Below are 14,064 nucleotides of genomic sequence, written 5' to 3'. Positions count from 1 at the left end.
GGCCGGGATACGGCTTCCGCCCGCGGGCCCGGGATACGGCTTCCGCACGCGGGCCGGGCATGGGGCTGCCGCGCAAGGGCCGGCACACGGCCTCCGCACGCGGGCCGGCCACGGGGCTGCCGCGCAAGGGCCGGAATACGGCCTCCGCGCGCGGGCCCGGGATACGGCTTCCGCACGCGGGCCGGGCATGGGGCTGCCGCGCAAGGGCCGGAATACGGCCTCCGCGCGCGGGCCCGGGATACGGCTTCCGCACGCGGGTCCGGCACACGGCTTCCGCACGCGGGCCGGGCATGGGCTTCCGCGCAAGGGCCGGGATACGGCCTCCGCGCGCGGGCCCGGGATGTGTCGGGCGGTCACTTGAGTGGTCGGTCGGTACATTCCCGGTCCGCGGACGCCCGGCCTCGAAGTCGCCGGCCCAGACAGGCGACGCGGTCCCCCTCGATGTCCGGAAGGTCCGTTGTCAGTCCTGCCTGGCAGACTCGCAGGCATGACCGACCGCTGGGCTCTCGCTCCGGCCGAGGACGGTGGTGTGGAAGTGGCCGCCCTCGGTTCCGACGGGCTGCCCGTCGGACCGGTGCGGCGGGAGGGGGACCTGGCCGAGGCCGTGCGGGGGCGGCCGGAGGTGGCGCGGTGGGTGTGGCGGTCCACCGCCGAGGTCTACCCGCGTCTGCTCGCCGCGGGGGTGCGGGTGGAGCGCTGCTACGACATCGAGGACGCCGAGACCCTGCTGCTCGGTCACGAGGGGCGGCACGGGGAGCCGCGTTCGGCCGTCGCCGCCCTGGCCCGCCTGCGCGGCGGCCCCGTACCCCCCGACCCGCCCCAGCGCGCCGCCGAACCAGGGTCGCAGTCACCACTGTTCGAACCGCAGAGCGTCCATGTGCCGCTGACCGACCTCGTGGAGGTCTACGCCGACCAGCAGCGGCGGCACGACACCACCGCGCACCCCGACCGGATGCGGCTGCTGACGGCCGCCGAGTCGGCGGGGATGCTGGTGGCCGCCGAGATGAACCGCGCCGGGCTGCCGTGGAGCGCCGAGACCCACCGCCGGGTGCTGCACGAACTGCTCGGTGATCGGTACGCCGGTGGCGGTGAGCCGCGGCGCCTCGCCGAACTGGCCGAGGAGGTGTCCGCCGCGTTCGGGCGCCGGGTGCGGCCCGATCTGCCGGCCGATGTCATCAAGGCGTTCGCGCAGGCGGGCATCAAGGTGAAGTCGACCCGGCGCTGGGAGATCGAGTCCCTGGACCATCCGGCCGTGAAGCCGCTGGTCGAGTACAAGAAGCTGTACCGCATCTGGGTGGCGCACGGCTGGTCCTGGCTCCAGGACTGGGTGCGGGACGGGCGGTTCCGGCCGGAGTTCCTCGCGGGCGGGACCGTCACGGGCAGATGGGTCACCAATGGCGGCGGTGCCCTGCAGATCCCCAAGGTGATCCGGCGTGCCGTGGTCGCCGACCCCGGCTGGCGGCTCGTCGTGGCCGACGCCGACCAGATGGAGCCGCGGGTGCTGGCGGCCATCTCCCGCGACCCGGGGCTCATGGAGGTGGCCGGACGCGAGAGCGACCTCTACCAGGCCGTCTCCGACCGGGCCTTCTCCGGCGACCGCGCCCAGGCCAAGCTCGCCGTGCTCGGCGCGGTCTACGGCCAGACCTCCGGCGACGGCCTGAAGAACCTCGCCGCGCTCAGACGCCGTTTCCCCAAGGCGGTGGCGTACGTCGACGACGCGGCCCGCGCCGGCGAGGAGGGCCGGCTGGTGCGGACCTGGCTGGGGCGGACGTGCCCGCCGGCGGCCGGGGCGGGGGACGCGGAGGAGGCGGGCATCCCCCAGGACGAACCGGCCGGGCAGCCCGTTTCCGGCTCCGGTTCTGGCTCCGGCGAGGACGGCTGGGTCCCCGGGTACGCCTCCACCAACTCCCGTGCCCGCGGCCGCTTCGCCCGGAACTTCGTGGTGCAGGGCAGCGCCGCCGACTGGGCCCTGCTGCTGCTCGCCGCGCTGCGCCAGGCCTTGGCGGCGATGGCGGCCGAACTGGTCTTCTTCCAGCACGACGAGGTGATCGTGCACTGTCCCGAGGAGGAGACCGAGGCGGTCGTCGCGGCGATCAGGGGGGCGTCGGAGCTGGCCGGGCGGCTGACGTTCGGTGAGACGCCGGTGCGGTTCCCGTTCACGACGGCGGTGGTGGAGTGCTACGCGGACGCGAAGTGATCACCGTAAGCCGGAGTCGTCGAGCAGCGCGATGAGCTCCCGGAGCACCGTCTTCTCGTCCGTGCCGTCCAGCGCGTCGAGAGCGGCCCGCCACTGCTCGTGCGCCTCCTCGGTCCTGCCCCGCTCGCGCAGCAGGAGTCCGTGCTGGTGGCGGGCGAGGGCGCCGGTGTAGCGGTCGGCGCGGGCGTCCGCGCGGTGCAGCAGTTCCGCGCACTCGGCGGCGGCGCGTTCGCCACGGCCGATCAGACGCAGGGCGCGGACCAGGCCGAGGCGGCTCTGCGACTCGCCGTGCCAGTCACCGGGGCTGCCGAGGATGCGCAGACTCTCCTCGAAGTGCGCCACCGCCGCTGTCGGTTCGCCGAGGGTGAGATGCGCGTAGCCGATGTTGCAGTGCGCCGAGTGCCGTACGACCACGCTGCCCGTCTCCTCCCCGATGGCGAGCGAGCGCCGGTGCTGCTCGATGGCGGCGCGCGGGTCGGTGTGCTCGTACAGGTTGCCGAGGTTGCTGTGTGTGACGGCCTCGCCGAAGGGGTCGTTCAACTGCCGTGCATAGGCGAGGCTCTGCCGCAGTGCCTCGCCCGACTCGGTGTACCGGCCCAGGCCTTCGAGCAGCAGACCCTGGTTGTTGAGGCAGCGGCGCGTCCAGGAGTCCCTGCCGAGGCGCCGCCAGATCGCGAGGGCCTGGTCGTTGAGGGCCAGGGCCTCGTTGTGCCGGCCGGTCAGGAAGTAGAGGCCGGCCAGGTCGCCCAGGGCGCACGCCTCCGCCTCCTCGTCACCGAGCCGCCGCGCCACCGTGAGCGCGGCCCGGCCGAGGACCTCCGTCTCGGCGACCCGGCCGCTGCGCTGGAGGAAGGGCGAGAGCAGCCGCAGCAGGGTGGAGACATGAGCGGCGGTGCGTTCGTCGGGGGTGTCCGTGTGCTGTTCGGCCAGGGCGACGATGTTCTCCAGCTCCGACTCGCCCCAGGCGAAGGCCTTCTCGGAGGAGGGGAACGGGGGGATGGCCAGCACATGCGCCGCGTGCTCAGGCGGCTGCGCGGCGGTAGGGCGGCGGCGGTCCTCCAGGTCGAGGCCGGGTTCGACGATCGCGGTGAGGGCGCGTTCGGCGACGGCCGCGTACCAGCGCAGGGCGGTGCGGGCGATGTCGGGGCCGTGCCCGGTGCCCGCGAGTTCCCGGGCGAAGTCGCGGACCAGGTCGTGCGGGGCGTAGCGGCCGTACGCCGTCTCCTCCAGGAGGGCCACGTCAACGAGGCGGTCCAGCGCGTCCTCGGCGCGGGTCTCGTCGGTGCCGTCGGTACCGAGGAGGCGGGCGACGAGGGGGACGCCGTAGGTGGGCAGGTCGAGGGCGCCGATGCGGCACAGGGCGAGCGCGGCGTCGCGGTCGGAGCGGCGGCCGGAGGCGGCGAGGGCGTCGTGGGCGACCGCCAGGGAGCGGCGAACGGAGAGGTCGTCGTACTCCAGGTGCCGCAACCGGTCCTCGGTGGCGGCCAGTTGGTCGGCGAGGACGTCGGGGGTGAGGGCGTGCCGGGCGGCCAGGCGGGCGGCCACGACGCGCAGGGCGAGGGGGAGGCGACCGGTGAGTTCTATGAGGGGGTGCGTGGCGTCTATGGGGGTGGTGGCGTCGTCGGTTGTGGCACCTGGGGCGACGGCGTCGGTTGTGGCGAGGGGGGCGGCACCAACGGCGGTGGCACCGGGGGTGGCGGTGGCACCGGGGGTGGCGGGGGTGATGCCGTCAGCGGGGTTGCCGCCCTCGGCGACGGGGCCCTCTCGGCGCTCCCGGACACCCCGGCCCGACGCCGCGCGCAGCAACTCCGCGCTCTCCTCGGCCGAGAGCGGGGAGAGCGGGAAGCGGTGGGCGTCGTCGAGGGCGGTCAGGGGGGAACGGCTGGTCACGATCACCGCACAGCCGCCGCCGGCCGGCAGCAGCGGCCGTACCTGAGCGGCGCTCGCGGCGTCGTCCAGCACCATCAGCGTGCGGGTGGGCGCGAGCAACGAGCGCAGCAACGCGGCTGCGGCGTCCGGGTGTTCGGGGATGCTGCGCGGGTCGGCGCCGAGATCACGGAGGAGGGCGGTGAGGGCCTGGGCGGAAGTGAGGGGGGTCATTCCCGGGGTGGCGCCCTGGAGATTGACGTAGAGCTGGCCGTCAGGGAACCGTTCCCGCAGCTCATGGGCGACATGCAGTGCGAGCGCGCTCTTGCCGACGCCGGCCATGCCGCTGACGACGCCGACGGCCGGGCCGCCGTCGGAGGTGAGGGCCCGGCGGAGGTCGTCACGGGTGGTGACCCGACCGGTGAAGTGACCGGGGGGCGGAGGGAGTTGGGCGGGCCGGGGCAGGACGAGGGCGGGCTCGGCGGGAGGGGCCGGCAGATCGCTGGCAGACGGCGACGGACCGGTCGCGGGGTGCGTCGGGTGGGGGGCGGCGGGTGTCGGGCGGCGGGGGCCGGGTGCCGGGTGGAGGGTGGGGGGCGACGGTTGCCGGGCAGGGTGCGATGGGTGGAGGACGGGTGGGGTGTCTCCGCGCGTAGCGCTGGTGGGGAGCGCGCCGGGGGAGACCGATCGGCTCTCCTCACTTGCCGCGCCGAGGTCAGCGGCCTTTCCTCGGCGTCCGGTCGCGTCCGCACCGGCCTTTCCTGTGCGTTCGGTGTCCGCACCGGCCTTGCCCGGGCGTCCGGTGGTGACCTCGCCACCCGTTCCGGCTGGTCCAGTTGTGACCTCGCCGTCCGTCCGGTCCGTCTCGGCGCTTGGGTCGGTGTCGGCTTCGACCGGGCTCGCCTGGAGGTGACGGCGGGGTCCGGACGTCGGCTGATCAGCGCCGCCGCCCCGCGCAGCGCCCCCGCCTCGAAGGTCCCTGCCGGGTCGCCCGGGCCCGTCGGCCCATCCCGCTCTGCCGGCGTGACCGCCGTCGGACCCGGCGTCGGTCCACCCGCCGCGCTCTCCCCCGCGCAGCACCTGCACATGTGCCTCGCGGACCGCCGGGCCCGGCTCCACGCCGAGTTCCTCGATCAGTCGGGTACGCAGGTCGCGATGGACGGCGAGAGCCTCGGCCTGGCGACCGGTGCGGTGGAGGGCGAGCATCAGCTGGCGGTGGTAGGACTCGCGCAGCGGATGTTCGGCGGCCAGCGCCGACAGTTCGGGGACGAGGGCGTCCGGGCGGGTTTCGGCGAGGGCGAGCTCGGCGTCGTAGTGCCACTCCAGGAGGAGCAGCCGGGCCTCCTCCAGACGCTGGACCAGGGCGTATCCGGCGAGTTCGGAGGGGACCCCGCTGAGCGGTGCGCCCCGCCACAGCGCGAGCGCCGCCGCGCATGCCCGGACGGTCTCGGTCCAGTTCCCGTCGGCGTGCGCGCCGCGGGCCCGGGCGGCGTGGCTCTCGAACACCTGGACGTCGAGTTCGCCCGGAGCGACGCGCAGCAGATATCCGGGGGCCACCGCCTGCAGCCGCTCGGGGTCGTCGAGCAGCCGTCGCAGCCGGGAGACGTGGTTGTGCAGGGAGGCCTTGGCGGAGGCGGGCGGGGTGCTCCCCCACAGCGCCTCCTTGAGGGACTTGGTGGAGACGACCCGGCCGGCCTCGAGGAGCAGCGCGGCCAGCAGGATCCGCTGCTTACGGCTGCCGACGATCCGCACGCCACGGTGCCCGTCCTGGCCGCCGTGCCCGTCCAGGTCGCGGGACTCGTCTTGGCCGTCCGGGCCGCCTTGGCCGCCCTGACCGTCGTACAGAATCGGCGGCCCGAGCAGTCCGAACCGCAGCCCCGACTGCGATCCGCGCCCCATCACGCCGCCCACTTCTGGCGGAATTCCGCCCTCTTCACGGCGGTTTCCCGCCAGCCGTCCGACACCGGCCACTGCCGGAATCCCCTGTCGTCCCGCGGTTGCACACCGCCGGTACCCCATCGCCGCCGTCGACTTCGCGCCAACCGGCGGACAACAAAACGTAGATACGATGGCCACATGTTAGCGATTTGTTGGCGCAACCTGATGTGATCACAACATCGGATCTGGCCCGAGGGCGCGCGCGTACGACGCGCAACTCGGGGGAGTGTCGCCGTCGTGGCCGGATCCGTGGGACGCGAGAGGGTCCCGGTCGGCGGAGGTGAACGACCGGGACCCTCGTCCTGTCCTCGGGACCGGGGCCCTCAGATCACGGGCGGGCGTCCCAGCTTGGTGAGGTGCCACACCGTTCGCCACCGCATCGGCCGCCGTTCGCCGGCCGGTTCCCGCAGGCCCTCGACGAACCCGCCGAACCAGGCGCGCAGTCCGCTCGACGAACGGATTCGCAGCAGGGTGAGCGCCGTCCACACACCGAGGTGCACGGGGATGAGGGGCAGGGGCAATCGGCGGCGGACCAGCCAGACGCGGTTGCGGGCGTTGACCCGGTAGTAGATGGCGTGCCGGGCCGGTGAGGTCCTCGGGTGCTGGAGCAGCAGGTCGGGCGCGTACAGGATGTGCCAGCCGCGGTCGGCGGCCCGCCAGGCCAGGTCGATCTCCTCGTGCGCGAAGAAGAACTCGGCGGGCCAGTCGCCGGTCTCGGCGAGCATGGCCATGCGGAAGGCGTGGCCGCCGCCCAGGAACCCGGTGACGTATCCGCCGCGCATCGGGTCGGCGGCGCCGAGGCGGGGCACGTGCCGTTGCTGGGTCTCGCCGCTCTCGTCGGCGATGCGGAAGCCGACGACGCCGAGCCGCTCGTCCGCCGCGAACAACTCCTGAACACGGCGCAGTACATCGGCGTCCACGAGCAGGCCGTCGTCGTCGAGTTCGACCACGACGTCCACGTCGCCGAAGTCCCGCAGCCGGGCGAGCGCCACGTTCCGCCCGCCGGGGCAGCCGAGGTTCTCCTCGACGTCGAGGGTGGTGACCTCGCCGGGCAGGGAGAGCCGCTCGGCGAACTCGGGCAGTCGGCAGCCGTTGCCCACGATCACGATCCGGGCCGGGGCGATGTCCTGCTTGGCCACGGAACGCAACAGGGCGTCGATCTCGTCGGGCCGGTTGCCCATCGTCACGACGGCGACGGCGATCCTCGGCGCGCCCATGTACCCACCTCGTCCCCTGCGTCCCCTTGGCCCGGTCGTCCCGAGGGGCATCAACCGGCGCGATGCTAGCCGTTCACGGTAAGGACTTCTCAGGTATGGGGATCTGTGGGCGAGGCGAGGCGGGGCGGGGTGAGGTGAGGAGGGCCGGGGAGGGCCTGAGGCGTGGGGCAGGCGGTTCACTTGGAGGGGTTGGTTTTTGCTCGGCAGGGGCGTGCGGGCGGTCCGTTCCGAACCAGCCTCCGCCGGGCGGCCCGGCCCGGACCCGCCCGTGTCACCCCGCCCGGTCACCCCAGCCTGCCGCCCGCCGCGAAGCCCTCGCCGCGTCACCCCCGCGGTCACGACCTCAGCCGCCTCCCGCCCGCCGCGTCACCCCGCGCCTCACCGCCGCCGGTTCTCCCTCCGTCGCACGAACTTCAGACCCGACCAGTCCTGCCCCAGCGCCGCGACCTTCACGTCCACGACGCCGAGCGGCAGGAAGACCTCCCGCAGGGCGTTCTCGGTGATGTCGCTGACGTGTCCGGCGGCCCTGCGCGGCCAGGCGATCCACAGTGCGGCATGGTCCGCGAGGCCGGTGACCAGTTCACCCGCCTCGGCGGCGAGCCGCGCGTACTCGCGGTGGAAGGTGAGGACGACGTCCGCGCCGCGCGAGCCGCCGACGGCGACCTCGCAGTCGTCGGGCAGACCGGGGATGTCCCAGCCCTCGGGCGCGCCGTCGAGCCGTACCCGGTGCCCGGCCTTGATGCCGAGCTTCTTGGCGAGGGGCGTGGCGGAGTAGCCACCGGCCGGCCCGGTTCCTGACATACGGCACCTCCGCGTGCTGTTCCAGCTCCGTCCACCCCATGGTGACGGTCAGGGCGGAGGATGTCCGACCGGACACGGAGTCACGTACCAGGCGTCCCCTGACCGCTACCGCACGACCCTCGCGAGCAGCGTGGCGAGATCCGCGAGGAACTGGAGCCAGGGCCGGGCCTGTTCGGCCCGGCGCCCGAACCGTCTGCGCCAGCCACCGCGCCGGACGTCGTCCCGGCGCTGGATCGTCCTGTCCCGCACGCGTCGTAAGGACACGGCACGGCTGGTTCCGATGCGCTTGCGTCGCCTCATGCCGGGACGCTAGCCGGGTCCCGGTCGGCGGCGCAGGGCAGCGGACCGCCAAAGCGGGCGGGCGGTTATTGGCGGTAACGCGTAAGACAACGACCCGTCACCACGACGCCGGGTTACCCGACCGCTCCGCCGAGTACTGCGGGGACATCGTGTCGACGTAGGTGGGGAGTGGGAGCTGAGGCCCCACATGCCTGTCCGACGAGCTGGTGAAGGCCGGCCGCACCAGGGGCCGTGCCGCGGTCGGCATCCTCGCCCGCCGGGCCGCGAGCTGAGACCCGGCCCCGCCGGTCGGGCGGGGACCCTTGGATCGTGTGGATCAGTGCCGGCAGGTCTCCTTGCCGCCGTCCCGCTCGGTGCCGACCGATGCCGAGCAGGCGAGGCCCGTGCCGACGTCGGGCTCGGGCGAGAAGCCCCTGGGACGGAGGTCGACGTTGAGCAGCAGATGCCGGCCCTGCTCGGTCCTGGTCCGGCAAGCCCCCTCCACGGTGGCGGGCGGTGCGCCGGGGGCGGGGTCCTCCTCGAACTTCCAGCAGCGCACGCCGGGAACGAACCGTGAATGATTCTTCCGGCCTCATGGCCGGCCCCGCACCGCCGGGCAATCTAATCAAGTTTGACTAACCTGCCCGAGTGGCGTTTACTTCACCGAGCGGTAAGTAGTCAAGTTTGACTATGTGATCCGGAGGAGACGCATGACCGACGGGATTGTCGTCGAGGGCGTACGCAAGCGATACGGCGAGAAGGCCGCCCTGGACGGGCTGGACCTGCGGGTGGGACGCGGCACCGTGCACGGACTGCTGGGTCCGAACGGTGCGGGCAAGACCACCGCCGTACGGGTACTGACCACCCTGCTGCGGCCGGACTCGGGCCGCGTGGAGGTGGCCGGGTACGACGTCCTGAAGCATGCCGACCGGGTGCGTGCCCGCATCGGCCTGCTCGGCCAGCACGCCGCGCTCGACGAGGAACTCGGCGGTCGGCAGAACCTGGAGATGTTCGGACGGCTCTACCACCTCGGCGCCCGACGTGCCCGCGCCCGCGCCGACGAACTGCTGGAGCGCTTCGGCCTCACAGACACCGGCAGCAAGCAGGTCAAACGGTACAGCGGCGGCATGCGGCGGCGACTCGACCTCGCCGCCTCCCTGATCACCGAGCCGGAGGTGCTGTTCCTGGACGAGCCGACCACCGGACTCGACCCGCGCAGCCGAGCCGAGGTGTGGGCCTCGGTGCGCTCCCTGGTCGGCGGCGGCACCACCGTGCTGCTCACCACCCAGTACCTGGAGGAGGCCGACCAGCTGGCCGACCGCATCTCGGTGGTCGACCGGGGGCGGGTCATCGCCGACGGCACCGCCGACGACTTGAAGGCCCGCACCGGCGGCGACCGCATCGACGTCGTCCTGCGTGACGCGGGGCAGCTGGGCGCCGCGGTGGCCCTGCTGCCGTTCGCCGCCGAGGACATCTCGGTGGACGTCGACCGCCGACTGTTCAGCGCTCCGGTCACCGACCGGATGAGCGCGCTCACCCAGGTCGTGCGCGCCCTGGAGACGGCGGACATCGAGGCGGAGGACATCGCGCTGCGCAGGCCCACCCTGGACGAGGTGTTCCTGCGGCTGACGGGACGCTCCGAAGAGGCGGCGCCGGACGTGGCGCAGGCCAAGGAGGCGGTATGAGCACGGTGAGCGAGACGAACGCGGTACGTGAGGGCGGCGGCCTCGCCCCCGCCCTGAGCGACTCCTGGACCATGACCCGGCGGGAACTCGCCCACTGGGGGAGGCAGCCGGTGCAGGTGGCCGTCGGTGTGGTCTTCCCCGTGATGATCCTGCTGATGTTCGGCTATTTGATCGGCGGCGGCCGAGGCGTCGGCGGCGACTACATCGACTACCTGGTGCCCGGAACACTCGCGCTGACCATGGCCTTCGGCCTGGAGAGCACGGTGATCGCGGTCACCCAGGACCTCAACAAGGGCGTGATCGACCGCTTCCGGTCCATGCCTATGGCCAACGGCGCGGTCCTGGTGGGCCGTTCGGCGGCGGACATGCTGCAGTCTGCGTTGAGCCTCGCCGTGATGATCGGTGTCGGGTACGCGATCGGCTGGAGGCCGCACACGACAGCGAGCGAATTCCTGGGCGCCGTGGGGCTGCTGCTGTGGTTCCGGTTCGCGATGCTGTGGATCGGCATCCATCTGGCGCTGGTGGCCGGGAAACCAGAGCTCGTGCAAGCCGTGCAGATCCTGGTCTGGCCGGTGGGTTTCCTGTCCAACGCCATCGCGACTCCCGAGTCCATGCCGGACTGGCTGGGCACCGTGGTCCAGTGGAACCCCATGTCCCAGACCGCGACAGCGGTACGAGACCTGACCGGCAGCGTGGGTGGCGAGTCCGGCCACGTGTGGGCCTCCGTGATCTGGCCACTGGCCCTGCTGGCGGTGTTCTTCCCACTGGCCCTGCGCCGGTTCGCGAAGCTCAGCCACTGACGCCGGCCCGGGCGACAGAGCCCGCGCCGGCCGTCAGAACCCGGGTCAACCCCTGATCCCCACCGGGACCGGCCCTTCGCCGGACCCCGGTGGCGGCAGCCGGTGGCCGCATCCCTGCCCCCCGTCAGGGACGCGGCCACCGGCACGACCGGCGGCGGTGTTCCCAGGCGCTCCTGCCATCGGCGGACAGGATTCGAGTAATCCTCCAGCTCCGTGGGTGACGCTCGATGCCCGAGTACGCAATCGAGGCTCAGAACTGTGAGGAATCCGATGAAACGGGTCGTGATTACCGGTATGGGGGTGGTCGCCCCGGGGGGTGTGGGCGCCAAGGCGTTCTGGGAACTGCTCACGGCGGGCCGGACGGCCACCCGAGGCATCACCCTGTTCGACGCGGCCCCGTTCCGCTCACGTATCGCCGCCGAGACCGACTTCGATCCGGCCGAGCACGGACTGAGCCCCGAAGAGGCCGGGCGGCTCGACCGGGCCGCTCAGTTCGCCGTCGTCAGCACACGCGAGGCGATCGCCGACAGCGGCATCGACGAGGCGCTCGACCCGCTACGCACCGGCGTGAGCCTCGGCAGCGCGGTCGGCTGCACCACCGGTCTGGACACCGAGTACGCGGTGGTGAGTGACCACGGGCGGGACTGGACGGTCGACCACACCCGGGCCGTGGCTCATCTCTTCGACTACTTCGTGCCCAGCTCCCTGGCGGCCGAGGTGGCCAGGACCGCCGGCGCGCTGGGCCCGGTCTCACTGGTCTCCAACGGCTGCACCTCCGGTCTGGACGCGATCGGGTACGCCACGGAGCTGATCCGCGAGGGCAGCGCCGACATCATGTTCGCCGGCGCCACCGACGCGCCGATCTCCCCCATCACGGTCGCCTGCTTCGACGCCATCAAGGCGACCAGCCCGCGCAACGACGATCCGGCGACCGCTTCCCGTCCCTTCGACCGGACCCGCAACGGCTTCGTCCTCGGCGAGGGTTCGGCGATCCTGGTGCTGGAGGAGTTCGAGCGGGCGCGCCGCCGAGGTGCGCGGATGTACGCCGAGATCTCCGGCTTCGCCAGCCGCAGCAACGCGTACCACATGACCGGACTGCGCCCCGACGGTCGTGAGATGGCCGAGGCGATCCGGGTCGCGCTCGACGAGGCGCGGCTCGACCACACCGCCGTCGACTACGTCAACGCGCACGGCTCCGGCACCCGGCAGAACGACCGGCACGAGACGGCGGCCTTCAAGCGCAGCCTCGGCAGCCACGCCCACGAAGTCCCGGTCAGCTCCATCAAGTCGATGATCGGCCACTCGCTGGGCGCGATCGGCTCGCTGGAGGTGGCCGCCAGTGCGCTGGCCATCACCCACAACACGGTGCCGCCGACGGCCAACCTGCACGATCCCGATCCGGAGTGCGACCTGGACTACACCCCGCACACCGCCCGCGAACAGCGCACCGACACGGTACTCAGCGTCGGCAGCGGATTCGGCGGCTTCCAGAGCGCCATCGTCCTCACCCGCCCGCGGCCGGCGGAGGCGGCATGACCGCCACGGCGGTGGTGACCGGGATCGGCGTCACCGCGCCCAACGGCCTCGGCACGGCGGCCTGGTGGGCGGCCGTGCTGCGCGGGGAGAGCGGCATCGGCCCCGTCACCCGGTTCGACGCCTCGGGCTACCCGGTACGGCTCGCCGGTGAGGTGCCCGGCTTCATCACCGAGGATCATGTGCCCAGTCGGCTGCTGCCGCAGACCGACCGGGTGACCCGGCTGTCGCTGGCCGCGGCCAAGGAGGCCCTCGACGACGCCGGGGTGGACCCTGCGGAGTTGCCCGACTACAGCGCGGGGGTGGTGACCGCCAGCTCCGCGGGCGGGTTCGAGTTCGGGCAGCGCGAGTTGCAGGCGCTGTGGAGCAGAGGCGGCCGGCATGTCAGCGCGTACCAGTCGTTCGCCTGGTTCTACGCCGTCAACACCGGTCAGATCTCCATCCGGCACGGCCTGCAGGGCGCCGGCGGTGCCATCGTCTCCGAGCAGGCGGGCGGCCTCGACGCACTGGGGCAGGCGCGGCGGCACATCCGCAGGGGCACCCGGCTCGTGATCACCGGGGGTGTCGATTCGGCGTTGTGTCCCTGGGGCTGGGCGGCCCATCTCGCGGGCGGCGGGCTGAGTACGGCGGACGACCCGGAGCGTGCGTTCCTCCCGTTCGACGCCGGGGCCCGCGGCCATGTGGTGGGTGAGGGCGGTGCGCTGTTCGTACTGGAGGACCAGGTGGCGGCTCGGGAGCGCGGCGCCGCGGTCTACGGCTCGGTCGCCGGGTACGCGGCCACGTTCGACGGTGTCGGCTCCCCGCGCCTGGCCGACGCGGCCCGGCTCGCGCTCGCCGATGCCGGGGTGACGGCCGACGACGTCGACGTGGTCTTCGCGGACGCCGCGGGCGCTCGCGGCGCCGACCGGGCCGAGGCCGAAGTGATCGCCGGACTGTTCGGCGCCTTCGGGGTGCCGGTCACCGCGCCCAAGTCCATGACCGGCCGACTGCTGGCGGGCGGTGCCTCGCTGGACTTGGCGGCAACGCTGTTCGCACTCCGTGACCAGGTGATCCCGCCGACCACGGGGACGCTTCGCCCGGCCGACGACTGCCCCGTGGACCTGGTGATCGGCACCCCGCGCCACGGTGTCCGGCTGCGCAACGCCCTGGTCCTGGCTCGCGGCCGGGGCGGCTTCAACGCCGCGGCCGTGGTCCGTGGCACGGACTGACCGACCTTCCCGACAAGCGTGCCCGGCACGCGGAGAGACAGTGTGATGAAGCAGCTGGAACTGAAGGAATTGACCGCCCTGTTGCGCGAGTGCGCGGGAGAGGAGGACGGCGTGGACCTGGAGGGCGACGTCCTGGACATCGCCTTCACCGATCTCGGCTACGACTCGCTGGCGATGCTCCAGACCACCGGACGCGTCGAGCGCGACTACGACGTGACGCTCGACGAGGCCATCGACAGCGCCGGCACTCCGCGCGAGTACCTGGACGTGGTCAACCGGGCCCTGTCGGCCCGGGAGGCGGCGTGACCGCCACCGAGACGCTCACACCGTTCGACGCGCCCTCCCATCGAGAAGAGGCACGATGACCACTCCAAGCCGTCGGCGCTTCGTCGCCGGCACGCTCACGATCGGCGCCGGCGGGCTCGTCCGCATGGGGGCGAACCCCGTCCCGGCCGAGGCAGCCGCCTCGGGCTCGGCCGTGATGTCGACCGGCCCGGCCGGGCCCGGGGGCATAAAGCCGCGGGGTGCCCGCGAAATGAA

Annotated in this window: 11 protein-coding genes; 6 read left to right on the top strand and 5 right to left on the bottom strand. The window is 73.0% G+C overall.

Annotated features, from left to right (window positions below):
- The first annotated feature begins 487 nt into the window (after positions 1-487).
- Positions 488-2,197 carry a bifunctional 3'-5' exonuclease/DNA polymerase gene (locus tag ABZT93_RS39965; protein WP_356113983.1) on the top strand — a complete coding sequence of 570 codons (1,710 nt, stop codon included), beginning with the start codon at positions 488-490 and terminating at the stop codon, positions 2,195-2,197.
- Here ABZT93_RS39965 and ABZT93_RS39960 read toward each other — a convergent pair whose 3' ends face one another.
- From ABZT93_RS39960 to ABZT93_RS39940, 5 genes are all read right to left on the bottom strand, one after another.
- Positions 2,198-5,962 carry a BTAD domain-containing putative transcriptional regulator gene (locus tag ABZT93_RS39960; protein WP_356113981.1) on the bottom strand — a complete coding sequence of 1,255 codons (3,765 nt, stop codon included), beginning with the start codon at positions 5,960-5,962 and terminating at the stop codon, positions 2,198-2,200.
- A gap of 362 nt (positions 5,963-6,324) precedes the next feature.
- Entirely contained in the window at positions 6,325-7,218 is an 894-nt protein-coding gene (locus tag ABZT93_RS39955; RefSeq protein WP_356113979.1) for a glycosyltransferase, read from the bottom strand.
- Between the two features lie 378 nt (positions 7,219-7,596).
- Positions 7,597-8,019 (bottom strand): DUF3052 domain-containing protein, encoded by a 423-nt coding sequence (locus ABZT93_RS39950; protein WP_356113976.1) that lies wholly within the window; start codon positions 8,017-8,019, stop codon positions 7,597-7,599.
- Positions 8,020-8,124: 105 nt separating this feature from the next.
- Positions 8,125-8,319: a hypothetical protein gene (locus ABZT93_RS39945; RefSeq protein WP_356113974.1), complete on the bottom strand. Its 195-nt coding sequence runs from the start codon at positions 8,317-8,319 to the stop codon at positions 8,125-8,127.
- Between the two features lie 316 nt (positions 8,320-8,635).
- A complete protein-coding gene (locus ABZT93_RS39940) occupies positions 8,636-8,857 on the bottom strand; it encodes a hypothetical protein (protein ID WP_356113972.1) in 222 nt (73 codons plus the stop codon).
- A gap of 151 nt (positions 8,858-9,008) precedes the next feature.
- Between ABZT93_RS39940 and ABZT93_RS39935 the strand changes: the two genes are divergently transcribed.
- The 5 genes from ABZT93_RS39935 (at position 9,009) to ABZT93_RS39915 (ending at position 13,830) form a co-directional block, all read left to right on the top strand.
- Positions 9,009-9,983: an ATP-binding cassette domain-containing protein gene (locus ABZT93_RS39935; RefSeq protein ID WP_356113970.1), complete on the top strand. Its 975-nt coding sequence runs from the start codon at positions 9,009-9,011 to the stop codon at positions 9,981-9,983.
- Positions 9,980-10,783, top strand: coding sequence for an ABC transporter permease (locus ABZT93_RS39930; protein ID WP_356113968.1), 804 nt, complete (start codon positions 9,980-9,982; stop codon positions 10,781-10,783). The genes ABZT93_RS39935 and ABZT93_RS39930 overlap by 4 nt, the downstream gene beginning before the upstream one ends.
- A gap of 270 nt (positions 10,784-11,053) precedes the next feature.
- Complete coding sequence (locus ABZT93_RS39925) at positions 11,054-12,319, top strand: beta-ketoacyl-[acyl-carrier-protein] synthase family protein (RefSeq protein ID WP_356113966.1); 1,266 nt, start codon at positions 11,054-11,056, stop codon at positions 12,317-12,319.
- Entirely contained in the window at positions 12,316-13,524 is a 1,209-nt protein-coding gene (locus ABZT93_RS39920; protein ID WP_356113964.1) for a ketosynthase chain-length factor, read from the top strand. The genes ABZT93_RS39925 and ABZT93_RS39920 overlap by 4 nt, the downstream gene beginning before the upstream one ends.
- A 45-nt stretch (positions 13,525-13,569) precedes the next feature.
- Positions 13,570-13,830, top strand: a complete 261-nt coding sequence (locus ABZT93_RS39915; protein ID WP_356113961.1) for an acyl carrier protein — start codon at positions 13,570-13,572, stop codon at positions 13,828-13,830.
- The last annotated feature ends 234 nt before the right edge of the window (positions 13,831-14,064 follow it).

The organism is Streptomyces sp. NPDC005303 (assembly GCF_040607335.1).
In the GTDB taxonomy this organism is placed as follows: domain Bacteria; phylum Actinomycetota; class Actinomycetes; order Streptomycetales; family Streptomycetaceae; genus Streptomyces.
The sequence above is the reverse complement of the archived record's forward strand: the minus strand, read 5'-3'. Positions and strand labels throughout refer to the sequence as shown.